We start from the raw sequence: 15416 nt of genomic DNA on the forward strand, positions 1-15416 counted from the left end.
GCTTATCGAGTGTTTATTTGGTAATAGAGGTATAGAATGCGACGGCAATGGTCCCAGCCAGCACGATGAGAATGGTTCCAACCACGGCATGCCCCATGCCTCGTTTGGCCAGGATGGCATTTTGCGGATCGGCGATAGCGGTGACGTACATATAACCAGCAATCACAAAGATAAAGGTGAGGATGCCCGGTAAATATCCTCCGACGAGAGTAGCCAGATTGCTAAATGCCGTGCTGACATCAGCCAGCGGGAGCAAGCGAAACCATAATGAGAGAAGCATCGAGAGAGATCCTTTCTTGCACTGGTCAGGAAACAGAAGAAGACGTGGTTTGACGGACAAAACCCAGGACTGTATAGCCGGGCCAGGTCGAGATGGAGCCATCGGCATGCAGCAACATACGGTACCAGTTGCCCGGCTGATCGGCATGAGCAGCATCCCAGCGCGTTCCTGGGGCATTGGCCTGTGCCACAGTCACCGATCCTGTTTTGCCATCAACTGGCAGGACTGTCTCGGTAACAACGGCGACATGCCCAAAATCACCGCCACTCCAGACCATCATGTCGCCAGGATGAGGCCAGCCGGTCCCCACTGGAATTTCGGTCCACCCATCCAGGTGCTGATAGAGCGGCCAGAAATCAATGCCGTTGCCAACAGCAGGCAGATCATCGCCAGCCAGATAGAAGGCCCCAGTGACAAACTCCACGCACTGTAAGTTGCCGCTGGCTGCCTCATCGCAGATCTGATGGCCAGTCCCACAGGTATTGATCCAGAAGCGATAGACTGGAGCTACCACCGGGTCAAAGCGGTCATACATATTGGCTCGAATACCCCAGGTATGGTCCTGTAGAAGCGCTGCTGCCTGAGCGACGGCGGTCATCTTCTGACTTGACGTACAGGCAGTTGAGCGGGCGGTAGGACATGCGGTAAACAGGAGTGGTGTGCCCGTCAAGCCGCCTGTTCCTGTGCTTTCGAGACCAGAGCCGAGAGCTGAAAGTAAAATGGCAACCAGAACAACAATGAGAACCACTGGAATCAGGCTGGCAGCGACAAGGAAACCGATGAATCGAAGCATAGAAGTGCCTCTTTCTAAGCAGCCATCAACAGAGCCGTCTCAGCAACACTGCGGATTGTATTGCCAAAATCGCGATGCACTTCACCCATCGTAGATTTCACGACGCTGGAGAGCAGCATATTCGGTACTTTGAAGGCGACGTAGAGCGCCGCAATACCAATTAAAAGGCTCATAATGGTCATTGATGCATGTCCAAAGCTGCCAATAAGAGCACTGCCCATGCCAATACAGATCTCCTGCAGAAATTGCACAATCAGCGTCGCGACAAAGGATTGTACCCAGAGTCGTTCCCAGGCGATCGTTTGAGGTAGCGCAAAGCACAGCATACCAAGGGGAGCCAGGACAATCAGCAGATCCAGCGTGGCAATGCGCACGAGCATCTCAATGCCCAGCAGCAGACACATCACCAGATCAATGAGATAAGTAAGAATCTCGTAGACTGGGGCTGTGGGCCAGTTAATGATGCCCAGCGGGAGATTGAGATCGCCGATACCAGCAGTCACCAGCGCCGACTGGACACCCAGACAGAGCTCATTACTCAGATCGATGAACTGATGGATAAAGGTCATACTTAAGGCGGCAGCGATCGCTGCGAACGCCAGTCGAGGAGCCATCTCACGAAAGGTGCTGTTGGGCTGGAGCATATAGTTGTAGCCACCGATGACCAGGATCAGACCCAGAGCGCTTCCAACCACGGTCACCATCCAGCCATGCAGCGCTGCGACGACGGGCATCTGATCGGTATCCTCGTGGGGAGTACTGATGAAGAAGAGCAGACTATTAAACCAACCAATGACCTGATTGAGAAAGTCGCCTAACCCCTTCATGCATGATGAGAGCAATCCACCAAGAATGCCTTGAACCCAATCCAACCCATACACGGAATCGGTTGGTGCGTGAGCTGCTCCCATCATACTGGCATGAGTTTGGACGAATTGTGTGTAGAGACTGTTCCACCCCGATGTACACAGCACATCCGTTGCTGGATCATACGTTGAAGCGTCTGTTGACGATGTCCTTCCAGGACGAGGAAGCTCTTGCAACTGCCGGGTTGTTGGAACCTGTGCAGAGGCAAAGCCAAGACGGTGAAACACGTCATCAGCATGACCGCAGATGCTGTTTCCATAAGTCTGCGAGACGCCACCTTTTCCACTGCGACCAGGTGCATTAGTGATAGGCGAAGAATGAGGTACGAGCCAGACATTCATCACCAATGCAAGCAACAGGAGAAAGCCGCTGACTGTCCAGCAGAGTCGTTTGAGACGTCGTTGTTGCTGAGCATCGAGCTGTGGTTGACGAGCGATAAGATGATGAAACTCAAAAGTGATTGTTCGACTGGCTGATCTGGTTACAGTCGAGAAGACCTCTTCAGGCATCGAAACCGGTAGTAACCTGTTCAGAAGGTTCACCTCCTTTATGTGATAAAGCAAGTGTAACAGATGGAGAGGCCAAAAAATGGGAATGGTTGTGAAGAAATCGATGTCTTTGTATGTCATCTTGATGTGAGTATGTTTGGAGACACTTTGCATCTCAATACTTGCTTCCAAACAGGCTAGTAAGCCTACTACAGAGGCCGCATTGCTTAGTATGCCTGAGAACTGGACCTTCTTTTTTGCAAAGGTAGCTATTGTTATAAGGCAGGTACATATGGACAAATCTATATTGGTGACTCAGGTGATGTACCGAGTTGCCAGGCAATAGCAGAAGCGCAGAATACTTTCACAGCAAGGTCTGCTTCTGACATTGGTATACTTCCTTAGTATTGGGAAGGTGAATATTCAATTTCGTATGCGCGTAATCGACTAGCTACTGTGTAACTTCATCAGCATTGCTCTCATGTAAGCTCACTTCATCCATTATACGGCCATCTTTTTCGACTGGCTGGAAAGCAAAAAGATCAGATTTTGCTTTGACTAGGAAGAGAAGTGAATTTTCGCCATAGTCCTTTGGCCGTAAAGTCGTTGAGCGAGCTCTTAATTCTTTTACAATATCGACGAGTAAAGCCGTTTTGGGAATTTTGTGTGCTGTAACAGCCAGAAAAGCTGATTTGATTTCTTGTGTCAGTCCTGGGTCATCTAGAGGCTTCAACACTTTTGGTGTAGAGGCTACTGCTGGCTGATTTTTTGGTTTCTTTTGTATTACTGATGCTGCTTTCTTTGTGGGTGCTTTTTTGGTAGGTTCGCTTTTCTTCTCAACGTTTGTTTTTTTCTTACTCCTGGCTGAGGGCTGTTCTGCCGATGGTGCTAACACTTTCTGTTTGATGTGGGTGAGTGGAATGGTGCCGTTACACGCCAGGCTAAGTGAGGCATTCTTTGCTGGATCACTTACACTAATCACATAGCAATTGTTCATACGTAGCCGATGAATGAGCGGAAGAAAATCGCTATCGCTACTTGCAAGGAAAAAATGAGTAATTCCTTGATAAAAGAGGTCTATCGCGTCAACAGCAAGTGCTATATCTGTTGCATTCTTTTTTGGTGTAGCAATGTGGCATTTGGGTGTAAAGGCGTATTTAAGCAGTAAGTCTGTCCATCCACTCTGTATACTAGTGGCCCAACTACCATACACATGTCGTGCTACAACTTGTCCTTTCATTTCAGCCGCTTGTAAAATCTCAACGAGCTTAGCCTCTGACAATTGGACATTATCACCATCAATCAGTATTGCTACCAATGGCCCAGAAGAAGCAACGTGAGAACATCTCATAGAAAGCAGCTCAACCATTAAGGAAGGAGGCCTCTGAATATTTTGCATCTCGCATCTTTCATTCATAATCATCATACCAATCATCATCATTCGAAGCTGCAGGAACTGGAATAGCTTCTTTTTGCGGAAGGATGGTAACAGGAATGTAGGGTTCCGCAAGCTTCGCAAGAAATGCGTTGTTTTCTTGACATATCCGATTTTTTTCTTGTACTTGTGATTGACGATACGCTACAAGCTTTTCACTTAATGATAATAAGCTCTGATTATACTCATCAATCTCACGGTTGCACCAGGCAACCATGAGTGAGACTATATCGAATATCCGCTGCTTTTCTGATCTCACCCAATCCAGGTCTTGCTTGCTATTTACAATTTCTAATAGTAGCTCTTGTTCAGTGAATTGAATTTGTATTGCTCCTTGTTGGTTCTGTCCTGGTTGAAGTGAAATAGCTTTGACTATCCCTGTACTGCCAGAATAAGGGAGATGAAGAACGATAACATGCAATTTTGAGGAGGAATTATATCGGATGTGATTCTTTGACAATGCTTTGTGATAATCACTGACAGAAAGCTGTTCATAGTAAATCGTGAGTGGTTCTACACGAAATAGTGAAACTAATGAACTACTATAGGCTGAGATTGAGATAGTAGCGAGCCGATCTTCGGGAGTCTGATCCACGGTGTTTCTCATCTCATTGTATGGCTTCTCAAAGAAGAGATGAACTGTTTGAGATCGTTGAGGGATTCCAGGTGCAAAAGAATAAATCTCCATTTCTTGCACTCCTTTTCTTTTAAGCCGATCTTATCCACTTGCCTGAGCACTAGTTTTAGTATACCCAATTTTAAATGGAACCAAAACACTTTATAATAATATATTTATTTTGCGTATTTTTATGTTTGAATTGATTATAAAATAGATTTACATTATGAAGATTTGAGAAAATAACTTTGCAATTAACAGTATCTATATAGTCCGTAGAACTCATATAAGGAAGAGGGCTGCAGTTCGATCGCGACCCATGTGTGCTTGCTCATGCAGAAGTACACCTTTCTTCGTATCTGGATAGAGCCTGGTCATGTGCAGTGGTCCACACTGGTGTATCCGCAAGATTGGCGAGTGCGCTGGCATGGTTGCATCCTGATACATCATGGGAATGTCCCTCTTCTCTCTCTGTCTTTGTTTCAGCAGAGCAAACGCTGCTCCTCCTCAAGTCCTTTCAGGAGAAACAGTCTGAACGCAAGTTCCTGCCAGACTCCTGCTTCGCTCTTTCTTCATTCATAGGAACAGAAGAATTATGAAGAAAGGGCCTTTTGTGAGGTCACCGCAATCGTTTCGTCAACCTCCTCAAGCGCTGCCTGTTGAATCCAGACCTGGCCCTGCCCCTGGAGGAGGATGCCAAACGCGATATCCAGGCACTCAGCAGGGACATCCAACACGACCTCATATCGCTTCCATTCGGTCGTTCCCTGGATGGGACGATTTTGCATGTTATCGTGATCCAGTGTATCAACCTGCGGTCCGTCCAGGCGCATCCACAGGCCTGCCCACCCTTCAATCTCCTGTGAGCGGACCTGTGCCGACAATCGTACTCGCCTGCCCAGATAGGGATAGGCGCTCACTTTGAGCATCAGCGTGCTGAAGCCTGCACCAGCCTCTTCGGTTGAGCGCAAAAAGACGCTTTTCTGCGTCAGATCATTCTGTTCCAGGGTCACTCCATGCAAATAGTGGTGAGGATGTGAACCGACCAGAAAGAATCGTCGCTCAACGGGTTGATCGTTTGGGGCCGCAGCAGGTGCTTCACGTCCTGTCAAAGAGGGAAAATCCCAGGTTCCTTGCTGGAGTGCTTCGCGTTCTAACTTGACCCAGCGCTCCTGTAAGGCCGGGCTTTTTTCGATTTCTTCCTGTAAAGCCTGGGAGAGCAGCGTCGCGGCATAGGTCGCCATTGGACCACCATCGAGAGCTGCACACAGATCCAACGCTTTTCTGGCTCGTGGGCTTAATGTCAAATAGATACGATTTTGAAGATGCATGTTTTCTCCTGAGTATTGTGCTAATTTGTTGCTTATAAGCAACAAATTAGCACAATACTCAGGATTTGTCAAAGAGGAGGTACCTCAAAGAACGTTTCTTTACCCGAAAGAGTGCTCTTACATATGAGAAACAAAGACTGTATTTCCAGACTTCAGGCAGGTTGCGAGAAACGGTGTTTTAATGACTCTAACGCCTTTGCCCAGACCTCATGCGCGAAGTATGTCGTCCAATGGTCGTGCTCATCAGATTCGCAGTCAAAGGTTGCTGACCATTCAACAAACGCCCTGTTTCCATCAACGACTGGCGTCACACACAATGTCACAATGCAGTCCCGAATCGGATACGGAAAGGGCTCACAGAACTCATAGGTGTAGAATCGATCAAGGTCGGAATGGGCGAGGAGACGTTGGCGGTGGAAGAGACTGGTACGACCAAGGCGCGCGTTGCGGATGGCTCCCACCTCCATACCTGATTTCCCCTCCTCAAGAAAGCTCTCGCTGACGCTTCCCGCCCAGGTATAGGTGCCAAAATCGCGAATTGCCTCCCAAACCTGGTCGGTTGTTTGTTCAAAGACGGTGCTGTAATAGGACTTAGCCATGGGTATGCTCCTTCTTCTGTGTTGTGTCTGCGTGAAGGTCTGATGTTTTTCTTTCCTCATCCTCCATCCTTTTATTGCCTTCCATACTCCTGAGATAGTGCATTTTTTTCTCAATCGCGGCGAGGTGGTTTTCCAGTTCGAGCAGATGTTTACGAACCTGCTGGTGATGGACTTCGAGTAAGGCAAGGTGAGCACTAGCTGTCATACTTCCTTGTCGCCGCAAGTCGGTATATGCTCGCATCTGTCGAATAGACATCCCGGTCGCTCTCAAGCGCAGTAAAAAGTCAATCCAATTGAGGTCATCCGCTGTGTAGCGACGATGACCACTTGCTGCCCGATCAACAGGCGGAAGCAGTCCCGCACGTTCGTAATACCGGAGTGCATGAACGCTCAGGCCCGTACGTGTCATCACTTCTTGAATAGTAAATGTTTTTTCCATACTGGCAGTATAGAAGCTAGAGTGTGCTCGAAGTCAAGGGGGAGCACATTGTGCGGATGAAGAAGATTGTTGATTGGTTGTTTTTCGGGTTACAGCGTTTCGAGCGTTCTAGAGAGCACGTGTGCGTATGAAATAGCTATTGCCAAAGAGTTGCGCATCTTTTGGTATTTAATATATTTATAATAGCAATTTAAACAAGTACATGATACTTTATAACGCAAATGGTATGTCAAAGTATCTTTCTTTCACTCGATTGCCGAAACGTTTTTCTGACCGTTGCTTTCTGCCTTTGCATGCAGAGACTGTTCATGAGATGATGAAGACCTTTTTGTCAGAGGAGTAAAGTCGGAGCAGGCTGATGAGCGGTGATGCAGGAAAGAAGCAAACCATCGAGCTGTGAAGGCAGAAGATGCTTCTCTGTCTTCACAGAGAAAGCTTTTTGTCTATGCATCAGGAAAAACAAAACGCCATTGCCCTTCTTATTGATGGCGAAAATATTCCTCCGCGTTTTATTGATTGGATTTTTTTCGCCGCGTCTCGTAAAGGGCGGATTACATTTGCTTGCGTCTATGGGGCCGTGTCAGCCCTGAGGCGATGGCAGCCAGCGATCGAACAGTATCTGTTGGATACACGAGAAAATCAGCCCGGGAAAAACGCAGCAGATCGAGCAATGCAGTGGGATGCCTGGCTGCTGTTTGCGCAATGCCAGGTGAAGCAGCTGTTTTTTGCCACACAGGATGGAGATTTTGCCTCCTGTATCTGGCAACTGCGTCAGAGCGGCTGTCAGGTTCATGCGCTTGGTGGACTGGTTGTCTCAGAAAAGCTGGTTGAGGCTTGCCAGACCTATACCATCATTGGTGAATTAAAGGGGCTCAAAGTGCCAACGACGACCCAGTAGCCTGTTCTAGATGACAGACAGGACAGAGAAAGGGAAGATCAAACACATGACACAGTTGTATCTCATCCGTCACGGAGAATCCATGAGTGCGCTTCAGGGCTTTGTAGGTGATGGCGGCTTATCGCCACTAGGAATTGTTCAGGCTCAGCGCCTGCATGATCGGCTGGCTGCGACAAAAGAGATTGCCGCCGATGTGTTGATTACCAGTACGTTTCCTCGTGCTGTGCAAACCACAGAGATTATCGCTCCTGCGCTTGGATTGACGCCACTCCTCGACGATGAGCTTCAGGAGTTGCGTCCGGGCAGAGCAGAGGGTCTCCCAATCCAGACCTTTCGAGACCGGTACGGAGTCCCCAATTATGACAAAAGGCCCTTTCTTCCCATTGCTCCAGAAGGAGAGAGTTGGGGTCAATTCATGCTCCAGGTGGCAACAGCGCTAGAGCGAATACTGTGTGGCTATTATCCGTTTTCTAAAGCATCCTGATCAAACGTTCTGGTCTATGGAGACGTATGGAATGTCACCACTTTTTCTGCGTCTTTTAGATGCGTATGATACATTTGTCTCACTGGGCGAACCAGCTCCAGCATGTTATGAGGTGCAGATAGGGCAAAGGAGAAATGCTTTGTCTGTTGGCATACTAATGCTTCCCTTTTAAGGCTTGTGAATAAAGGCCATAATGTTTAGCCAATCAATAAATGTCATGGTAGCATTTGTGTGATGCGTTCGATGTCTGACTGTAGCGAAGGTTCTTTAAGCAGAATGTCTTGTAATGTTGAATGAATCTTATCTCGGTCAGCTTTGAGATCAAATACTGAGCTTTTTTCTACCAAATCAGAAAGAACCATAAGCAGATTGCTTATTAATTCATAATCATCTGTTTCTGAAAACAATGTGAGCAGAGCATGTAGATGGGACTGATGACCCAATCTGTAGCTAAGAGCAAATAATTCAGCTTTGATCAGAGGGTTTTTATCCTCATCAAGCACAGCAGCAGCAACAAATGGTGCAATTTCGGGAGCATGTAAAAACTGACCGAGGGCTTGTACTACATAACGTTGAACCTCCAGTTCAGAATCAGACATGGCTTGCAGAAGAACTGGAATACTACCAGGATTGCCCAGACGTCCAAGCGCTTCAGCTGCGGAAGACCGTACGAACCAAAATGGATCTGCTTCAAGGAGGTTTTGTAGCGGATGGGTAGCAGCTTCATACTGTAGGAAACCTAGCGTCTCAGCAGCATTATTTCGAACTTTCTCGTCTAAGTCGGTGAGGGCATCTAGAAGTGCAGGTCCAACTGTTGACAGGAGAGACGATTTATTTCCGAGAGATCTTAGTAAAAAGGCAGCTTCTGCACGCACCTCTTTGTCTGAATCTGTTGAGAGAAGCTTCAGCAAAAGAGGTATGATTTCAGAATATTCAAGCTCGTTTAATGCATAAATTGCTTCGATGCGAGCGGATGATTCTTCCGATTTTGCCGCTTGTATATACTTTTGTACTTCTGGATTATTCATGGGTAGATCTTCCTTTACTCATAGCAACGCTATATAATACAAACTGTTCCTCCTTATTTTTTTCCCTTCTTACCACTGTCCTTCCCTTTATTATCTTTCCCATCATTCCCTTTTTCTCGCTGCCCACGTTCTACCCCATCTGGAAAAACATTGATATGTGAACCATCTTTAAGTTGCACATCCCAATGATCTTTGTGTTTTGTATCCCACTTCCAAACCCTCCCTTGAGCATCTTTATAGCCTTGTTGTACCTTATCCCATGCCTGGTCAGGGGTCATATTTTTAGGTGGATAATAGACGTTTGGACCTGTTGCTTTGCCTGATATAGGAAGATCACCTACATGGGAATGAGCGTTCAGAACAGTGATTTGAGGAAAATTTGTAATAGGATGGGGAAGTGTAATTGTCGGTGTTGGTGTATGAAATGCGATCTCTGTTCCCAGAGCAGCCAGACTGCCGAGAAGAAGTGCATCTGTAAGTGTTGGCCCAGCCAGACTCAATAATGCAAAAGCTGCTGCGGCTTCTGCTTCAGTTAACAGACCAATCGAAACGGTACCTCCAGCAGCTTCGAGTGCAGCAGCTGGAACCGTAACAGGTGCGGTAGTTCCTGCACTGAAAATGAGAACACCTAAAGTAATCCCAAGCCCAACAAGTAGTGCAGCAAGCGCAATTTTTGCCTCAGTCGCCTGTTCCAAATTTGTGGCCATTGTATTATGTTGAGAAGAGGCTGTGGACAGATGATCAGCAATGAGTTGGAGATTTTGAACACTGGTATTCGCCGTTGCGTGATAGGTATTACTCGCCTCTCCTACATATATAAGTTGAAAGGATGATAGACTGTTATTTAATTGTTTATGCAGATCGCTGATAGTTGTATGATGAGAAGAGAGATTCTTTTCCCCATCTTGTACAGGGTGTGGAGGAGTAACAAATTTTATGCTCATAGTATAAATATGACGAATGGTATTAATTAATTCTTCGAAATCGTTTTGGAATGCGGATGGTATCTTATCACGCAATCCTTCCAGATCATCCAGCAATTGTAAAGGATCCATCCAAATATCTCCTGCTATTTAACAGTCAAAAGGCTTTCTATTTCATACATTTAGCTGAGGGGAGGAATGGGTGTTTCTTGCATCTTATTTGCTACATTCTGGTCAGAAGTATAGTAATTATTCCCAGCAGTGATCAGATTATTTCCCAGTTGCTCATGCAAATCAGCCTGATCCAACATGTAGTTTTTTAACAGACGCCACCAATCTGAGTAGTGTTCAGTTTGTGAGCTTTCTAGTTGGCCCGTTATAGTGTCATGATGAGTATCAAAACTACTGACAGCTTCTCTTAATTTATCTCGTATCTGATGATGAATTTTTGCTTGATCACTAAAGTGGTCTGTTTCGGGAGCTACCAACTTATCCGTCATGTCTGGCCTCCATTATATAATGCCATATTTTAACTAAGTTAATTATACAGCAAAACTTCTTAGATGGACTAGTGTTAATATACCTATGAATTTGTATTTGTCAACTGTAGAGATGACCTCTATTCTTCACAACTGGGGAGTTAATTTCTGCAATTAGAGAGATATAGTACTCTGAAGCCATCTTCTTTGTATGTTTGCATATTTGTTAAGCTCATCCTATTGGCTTCTAATAGTCCAGACCTATACCATCATTGGTGAATTAAAGGGGCTCAAAGTGCCAACGACGACCCAGTAGCCTGTTCCAGATGACAGACAGGACAGAGAAAGGGAAGATCAAACACATGACACAGTTGTATCTCATCCGTCACGCAGAATCCATGAGTGCGCTTCAGGGCTTTGTAGGCGATGGCGGCTTATCGCCACTGGGAATTGTTCAGGCTCAGCGCCTGCATGACCGGCTGGCTGCGACAAAAGAGATTGCCGCCGATGTGTTGATTACCAGTACGTTTCCTCGTGCTGTGCAAACCACAGAGATTATCGCTCCTGCGCTTGGATTGACGCCACTCCTCGACGATGAGCTTCAGGAGTTGCGTCCGGGCAGAGCAGAGGGTCTCTCAATCCAGACCTTTCGAGACCGGTACGGAGTCCCCAATTATGACAAAAGGCCCTTTCTTCCCATTGCTCCAGAAGGAGAGAGTTGGGGTCAATTCATGTTCCGGGTGGCAACAGCGCTAGAGCGAATACTGCGGGAACATGAAGGGAAAACAATTGTCGTTGTGTGCCATGGCGGGGTGATTGATGGCTCGTTTGTTTCTTTTTTTCGCATGAATTTGTGGACTCCTCCACCAACCCGTTTTGCCACACAGAATACATCGATTACCCACTGGAAAAAAAGAGGAGATATCCAGGCGGGAGAGCAGTGGCAACTCGTCACCTACAATGATACATTCCATCTGCTGGATATCGATACTTCTACCCGCATTTCCTGGGGACAACCTTTCGCCCAACCAGGATCAGATGCGAATCATCCTACCATGCCAATCTCAACAGAAATGCACAGCGATGAGAGGGCCTGAGTCCTACAAAAGGCAGGTTTGTTGAGAACTGGGCAGGAGCAAAAAGCTTTCTGGATATCAGGAAAAAGGAGTTTGGTAGGAGTCTGATCAGGTACACTGCATACAGGTTGTATTTGTAGAAGAGGAAAATATCCGTGAGGCGCAATCCAAAAGAGGAGAATGATGCAATGAGCCAGAAAGGATCGATCATGACTTCGGAAACGTACAAACTTCCCTTCAGCCTATGGTATGCCACGCTCCAACCCCCAGTTTCCATGGATGATCAGAATGAAACGGTTGGAGCTGAGACCGAGGTTCAGACAGGTCGGGATGGGACGGTCAGAACCGATATGGAAGAGGATGCTGACACTGAGTAACTTCTGTCTGGTTGACTGTTGAAAAGAGAGGAAGCGTCTCTATGCGACAGGTACTCATCCTCAGCAGACCCCAGGATGGACATGTGTCTCCAGTGCTTGAAGAGATCAAAGCACGAGGAGCCAGAGCCTACTGCTTGCATACTGCCGATTTTCCTGAAAAAGCCACGTTCACCAGCATTCTGAGCCAGGCTGCTGGTGGTTGGATAGGTTCACTGATCAGTGATGATCAGACGATTCCGTTACAGGAACTGACCAGTATCTGGCGACGCAGGCCCAAACGGTATGTTGCCTCCAATGCCTATGCGCCGGGGATCAAAGCGTTCATTGAGGAGGCGGAGCGAGCACTGTTAGGTGTCCTGGAGAGTCAGACTCTGCAAGGAACGTTCTGGGTCAGTCAGACACATGCCGTCCGACGTGCTGATCTCAAGGCGCTCCAACTGGCGATGGCCCGGCACCTTGGTTTCCAGGTTCCCCGAACCCTGATGACCAATAGCCCACAAGAGGCCGAAGCCTTTTATCATCAGTGTCATGGAAATATCATCCTCAAAGCGGTATCGAGAGGAGCCATTGAAAATGAGGAGCAACAGATGTCCCATTTCCTGTATACCAGCCAGGTTGAGCGAGCTCATTTTGCGCATATTGAGGGGGTCCGCGTTACAGCGCATCTGTTTCAAGAGCGGATTGAGAAGACGTGTGACGTGCGCATCGTGGTGATTGGGCGACAGGTATTTGCAGCCCGGATGCACTCCCTACAAGGAGGGCAAGCGTGCCTTGATTTTCGGCAACAGTATGCAAATCTCACCTATGAGGTCCATACTTTGCCAGAAGTCATCCGGGAAAAGGTGCTGGAGTTAGTCCGCTCCTTTGATTTGCAGTTTGCCTCCATGGATTGCCTCATCACCTCACAGGATGAATATGTGTTTTTGGATCTCAATCCGAATGGCCAGTTTCTCTGGCTCCAATATCGTCTGGGCAGTCGTTTGCCTCTTAAAGAGGCAATGGCCGACCTACTGGTGTACCCAGAGGAGTATCGTTTGTGAACAGTATGACAAGACTATCTGAGACGTTACGAAAAAAGCTAGTTCAATCGTTATGCGAAAAGGGTGTCATTCAATCGCCAGCCGTTGAGCAGGCATTCCTGACGGTTCCTCGTGAAGCCTTTGTGTCCTCGTTTTTTGAGCAATCAAGTGGCTCTTCATTACTCTGGACACAGTATGATGCAACACAGATGTCCGAGGCAGACTATCTGGAGCAGATCTACCTGGATCAGGCGCTGGTGACCCAGCTCAATGAGCGAAAGATGCCCAGCAGTTCCAGTTCTTTACCCTCAGTGATGGCGAAGATGTTGGAGGCGCTGGACGTGCGACCGGGCCAACGTATTTTAGAGGTTGGCACCGGAACAGGATATAATGCAGCACTTTTAGCAGTGTTGACCGCCGATCCTACTGCCGTCGTCACCATTGATATGGACCCGTCTCTGACAGAAAACGCAGCACAAGTCCTCCATGAAGTCGTCGGTTCTGGTATTAGAGTCGTCACTGGTGATGGGTTTTATGGGGCGGCTGCCTGGGCTCCGTATGATCGGATTATTGTGACGGCCAGTATTCCAACGATCCCGTGTTCGCTCGTAGACCAATTAGCGGTGGGTGGAAAGCTGGTGATGGATCTTCAGGGACCGCTGGCCAGTGGATTTCTCGTGCTTGAAAAGACTTATGATGGGGTAATCGGCCACTTTCTCCCTGAACCGCTGTATTTTATGCCTCTGGTGAGCGAGGCCCTTTCAGTGCCTGAGCCAGTGAGTGTGAAGAGCGTACCACAAAGCGGCACATTTTTGCTGCCAGAGAGCCATCCCTATCCTGGTATCTTGTCAAATACCGATTTTCGCTGGTTTTTTCAATGGTATCTTCCGGGCAGTCGTGTGCAATCTCTCAAGCGGCGCGACCAGAAGACGGATCAGATGATGTCACAGATCTCAGTGAGTGATGCTCAACTGGCAGCTATTGTCCGTTTTCTAAAGCATCCTGATCAAATGTTCTGGTCTGTGGAGATATATGGAACATCACCACTTTTTCTGCGTCTTTTAGATGCATACGATGCGTTCCTCTCTCTGGGAGAGGCAGCCCCGTCGTATTATCAAGTACAGATCGAGAATGGAGAGAAAGCTCTTTGTATTGATGGTTTGAAGCTTCTTTTTTGAGGGCCTGGGAATCATACTGACTCAAGATAGAGAGTACCTATTTTTGCACTGAACCTTTGCCGGTAAAAATCTTGAAAGCAGGATCAAAACCCAATATAGTAAGAATAAAGTTAGTCGATCCTGTTTGACACCAGAAGAATGATGTTCAAAAACATGTGTCAGCGCATCGAGTATACCTATGATTGCCATCGAACACGGGAATTATCTCATTGCCGCTCTTTGATCTGTCCGCTATGGAAAAAACATAGGCACCGGCGATACCAGCGGTGCTGGCATCAGGATTCCTTCTCTTTATCTTGTATTTCATGCTTCCAATGAGTAGATGGGACTTTGATGTATATCCTGGCTCTCTCATAAGCTTGCTGTCATAAGTGGTATACTGGAAGCCAGCGGAATTCCCGCAAACTTGCTACTGCGGCCTCAGAAATACGGAAGAAGAGATAGAATACTCCAATGTTGACAAAGGAAGAGAAACAACTTATCCTCGAACGGAGATATACAACTTCATTTTATGCACCCTGGGCAGACGCCGAGTTGTTTCAGACGATAGTAGAAAACTTAGCAGAACCCTTTCGAGATGCCAACATCGGAAAAGTGCTTGGCTTAGAAGCGAGAGGATTTATTTTGGGAGCTCCAGTTGCCTACTTCCTCCGCACTGGTTTCGTCGTAGCACGCAAAGGTGGCAATTTGTATAAAGGGCTGTATACTTCTGAACAGGTACTACAAGAATCCTGCATTGATTATTCAGGTCAAAATAAAATCCTTGAAATTGAAACCCACACATACGGGATTCAACCAGGCGACCGTATCTTGATTATTGACGACTGGTTTGAGCGTGGAGAGCAAGGGCAAGCTGCTGTTCGACTTGTTGAGAGAGCAGGCGGTATCGTTGCAGGCATTGGGATTCTCTTTGACGAGATGGCGGCTGAGAAAAGGAAAAGTTTCCAGAACTATCATTTACATGCCTTAATTCAGGTTTCTGAAGCCTAGTGGCTCGCCTCTGCATCGACCTGCTTTACGCTAATTTTAGAACGCGTCATCGTAAAAGATACCCCTGTCCTGTCTTGGGATTTTCTGATTGAGGGGAGACTCTGACATTGATCTCT

General features: G+C 47.1%; 18 protein-coding genes. 7 read left to right on the forward strand and 11 right to left on the reverse strand.

Annotation, left to right across the window (positions count from 1 at the left end):
* Positions 1–13: 13 nt before the first annotated feature.
* The 8 genes from EL628_RS11720 to EL628_RS11755 all read right to left on the reverse strand — a co-directional run bounded on the left by EL628_RS11720 (position 14) and on the right by EL628_RS11755 (position 6848).
* Positions 14–280 (reverse strand): hypothetical protein, encoded by a 267-nt coding sequence (locus EL628_RS11720; protein WP_126580130.1) that lies wholly within the window; start codon positions 278–280, stop codon positions 14–16.
* 25 nt (positions 281–305) lie between these two features.
* Positions 306–1073: a CHAP domain-containing protein gene (locus tag EL628_RS11725; protein ID WP_126580131.1), complete on the reverse strand. Its 768-nt coding sequence runs from the start codon at positions 1071–1073 to the stop codon at positions 306–308.
* 14 nt (positions 1074–1087) lie between these two features.
* A complete protein-coding gene (locus tag EL628_RS11730; RefSeq protein WP_126580132.1) occupies positions 1088–2482 on the reverse strand; it encodes a conjugal transfer protein TrbL family protein in 1395 nt (464 codons plus the stop codon).
* 397 nt (positions 2483–2879) lie between these two features.
* Entirely contained in the window at positions 2880–3827 is a 948-nt protein-coding gene (locus EL628_RS11735) for an NYN domain-containing protein (protein WP_161975436.1), read from the reverse strand.
* Between the two features lie 10 nt (positions 3828–3837).
* Positions 3838–4551 (reverse strand): hypothetical protein, encoded by a 714-nt coding sequence (locus EL628_RS11740; RefSeq protein WP_126580134.1) that lies wholly within the window; start codon positions 4549–4551, stop codon positions 3838–3840.
* Between the two features lie 521 nt (positions 4552–5072).
* Positions 5073–5810, reverse strand: coding sequence for a hypothetical protein (locus tag EL628_RS30525; protein WP_245994067.1), 738 nt, complete (start codon positions 5808–5810; stop codon positions 5073–5075).
* A 152-nt stretch (positions 5811–5962) separates the two neighbouring features.
* Positions 5963–6409, reverse strand: coding sequence for an SRPBCC family protein (locus EL628_RS11750; protein WP_161975437.1), 447 nt, complete (start codon positions 6407–6409; stop codon positions 5963–5965).
* A complete protein-coding gene (locus tag EL628_RS11755; RefSeq protein WP_126580136.1) occupies positions 6402–6848 on the reverse strand; it encodes a MerR family transcriptional regulator in 447 nt (148 codons plus the stop codon). Before EL628_RS11755 ends, EL628_RS11750 begins: the two co-directional genes overlap by 8 nt.
* A gap of 445 nt (positions 6849–7293) precedes the next feature.
* Here EL628_RS11755 and EL628_RS11760 point away from each other — a divergent pair, with 445 nt between their 5' ends.
* Positions 7294–7746, forward strand: a complete 453-nt coding sequence (locus EL628_RS11760; protein WP_161975439.1) for an NYN domain-containing protein — start codon at positions 7294–7296, stop codon at positions 7744–7746.
* A gap of 46 nt (positions 7747–7792) precedes the next feature.
* Positions 7793–8230: a histidine phosphatase family protein gene (locus EL628_RS11765; RefSeq protein WP_126580138.1), complete on the forward strand. Its 438-nt coding sequence runs from the start codon at positions 7793–7795 to the stop codon at positions 8228–8230.
* Between the two features lie 215 nt (positions 8231–8445).
* On the opposite strand, the gene EL628_RS11770 is transcribed toward EL628_RS11765, so the two are convergent.
* The 3 genes from EL628_RS11770 to EL628_RS11780 are packed head-to-tail and all read right to left on the reverse strand — an operon-like array spanning position 8446 to position 10681.
* Complete coding sequence (locus EL628_RS11770; RefSeq protein ID WP_126580139.1) at positions 8446–9258, reverse strand: HEAT repeat domain-containing protein; 813 nt, start codon at positions 9256–9258, stop codon at positions 8446–8448.
* Between the two features lie 53 nt (positions 9259–9311).
* Positions 9312–10313 (reverse strand): polymorphic toxin type 37 domain-containing protein, encoded by a 1002-nt coding sequence (locus EL628_RS11775; RefSeq protein WP_126580140.1) that lies wholly within the window; start codon positions 10311–10313, stop codon positions 9312–9314.
* A gap of 50 nt (positions 10314–10363) precedes the next feature.
* Positions 10364–10681, reverse strand: coding sequence for a hypothetical protein (locus tag EL628_RS11780; protein WP_126580141.1), 318 nt, complete (start codon positions 10679–10681; stop codon positions 10364–10366).
* A 341-nt stretch (positions 10682–11022) separates the two neighbouring features.
* Here EL628_RS11780 and EL628_RS11785 point away from each other — a divergent pair, with 341 nt between their 5' ends.
* From EL628_RS11785 to EL628_RS11805, 5 genes are all read left to right on the forward strand, one after another.
* Positions 11023–11757, forward strand: coding sequence for a histidine phosphatase family protein (locus EL628_RS11785; protein ID WP_161975440.1), 735 nt, complete (start codon positions 11023–11025; stop codon positions 11755–11757).
* 167 nt (positions 11758–11924) lie between these two features.
* Complete coding sequence (locus EL628_RS11790; RefSeq protein ID WP_126580143.1) at positions 11925–12113, forward strand: hypothetical protein; 189 nt, start codon at positions 11925–11927, stop codon at positions 12111–12113.
* 41 nt (positions 12114–12154) lie between these two features.
* A complete protein-coding gene (locus EL628_RS11795; RefSeq protein WP_126580144.1) occupies positions 12155–13153 on the forward strand; it encodes an MvdC/MvdD family ATP grasp protein in 999 nt (332 codons plus the stop codon).
* 5 nt (positions 13154–13158) lie between these two features.
* Positions 13159–14310 (forward strand): methyltransferase domain-containing protein, encoded by a 1152-nt coding sequence (locus EL628_RS11800; RefSeq protein ID WP_245994241.1) that lies wholly within the window; start codon positions 13159–13161, stop codon positions 14308–14310.
* Between the two features lie 453 nt (positions 14311–14763).
* Positions 14764–15300 carry an adenine phosphoribosyltransferase gene (locus tag EL628_RS11805; RefSeq protein ID WP_126580146.1) on the forward strand — a complete coding sequence of 179 codons (537 nt, stop codon included), beginning with the start codon at positions 14764–14766 and terminating at the stop codon, positions 15298–15300.
* The last annotated feature ends 116 nt before the right edge of the window (positions 15301–15416 follow it).

Source organism: Tengunoibacter tsumagoiensis (assembly GCF_003967535.1).
Lineage (GTDB): Bacteria > Chloroflexota > Ktedonobacteria > Ktedonobacterales > Ktedonobacteraceae > Tengunoibacter > Tengunoibacter tsumagoiensis.

Coding starts and splice junctions, on each gene's coding strand:
- EL628_RS11740 (WP_126580134.1), bottom strand. CDS start 4,551: ATGGAGATTTATTCTTTTGCACCTGGAATCCCTCAACGATCTCAAACA.
- EL628_RS11805 (WP_126580146.1), top strand. CDS start 14,764: ATGTTGACAAAGGAAGAGAAACAACTTATCCTCGAACGGAGATATACA.
- EL628_RS30525 (WP_245994067.1), bottom strand. CDS start 5,810: ATGCATCTTCAAAATCGTATCTATTTGACATTAAGCCCACGAGCCAGA.
- EL628_RS11775 (WP_126580140.1), bottom strand. CDS start 10,313: ATGGATCCTTTACAATTGCTGGATGATCTGGAAGGATTGCGTGATAAG.
- EL628_RS11790 (WP_126580143.1), top strand. CDS start 11,925: ATGAGCCAGAAAGGATCGATCATGACTTCGGAAACGTACAAACTTCCC.
- EL628_RS11725 (WP_126580131.1), bottom strand. CDS start 1,073: ATGCTTCGATTCATCGGTTTCCTTGTCGCTGCCAGCCTGATTCCAGTG.
- EL628_RS11765 (WP_126580138.1), top strand. CDS start 7,793: ATGACACAGTTGTATCTCATCCGTCACGGAGAATCCATGAGTGCGCTT.
- EL628_RS11780 (WP_126580141.1), bottom strand. CDS start 10,681: ATGACGGATAAGTTGGTAGCTCCCGAAACAGACCACTTTAGTGATCAA.
- EL628_RS11785 (WP_161975440.1), top strand. CDS start 11,023: ATGACACAGTTGTATCTCATCCGTCACGCAGAATCCATGAGTGCGCTT.
- EL628_RS11720 (WP_126580130.1), bottom strand. CDS start 280: ATGCTTCTCTCATTATGGTTTCGCTTGCTCCCGCTGGCTGATGTCAGC.
- EL628_RS11760 (WP_161975439.1), top strand. CDS start 7,294: ATGCATCAGGAAAAACAAAACGCCATTGCCCTTCTTATTGATGGCGAA.
- EL628_RS11770 (WP_126580139.1), bottom strand. CDS start 9,258: ATGAATAATCCAGAAGTACAAAAGTATATACAAGCGGCAAAATCGGAA.
- EL628_RS11750 (WP_161975437.1), bottom strand. CDS start 6,409: ATGGCTAAGTCCTATTACAGCACCGTCTTTGAACAAACAACCGACCAG.
- EL628_RS11755 (WP_126580136.1), bottom strand. CDS start 6,848: ATGGAAAAAACATTTACTATTCAAGAAGTGATGACACGTACGGGCCTG.
- EL628_RS11800 (WP_245994241.1), top strand. CDS start 13,159: ATGACAAGACTATCTGAGACGTTACGAAAAAAGCTAGTTCAATCGTTA.
- EL628_RS11795 (WP_126580144.1), top strand. CDS start 12,155: ATGCGACAGGTACTCATCCTCAGCAGACCCCAGGATGGACATGTGTCT.
- EL628_RS11735 (WP_161975436.1), bottom strand. CDS start 3,827: ATGCAAAATATTCAGAGGCCTCCTTCCTTAATGGTTGAGCTGCTTTCT.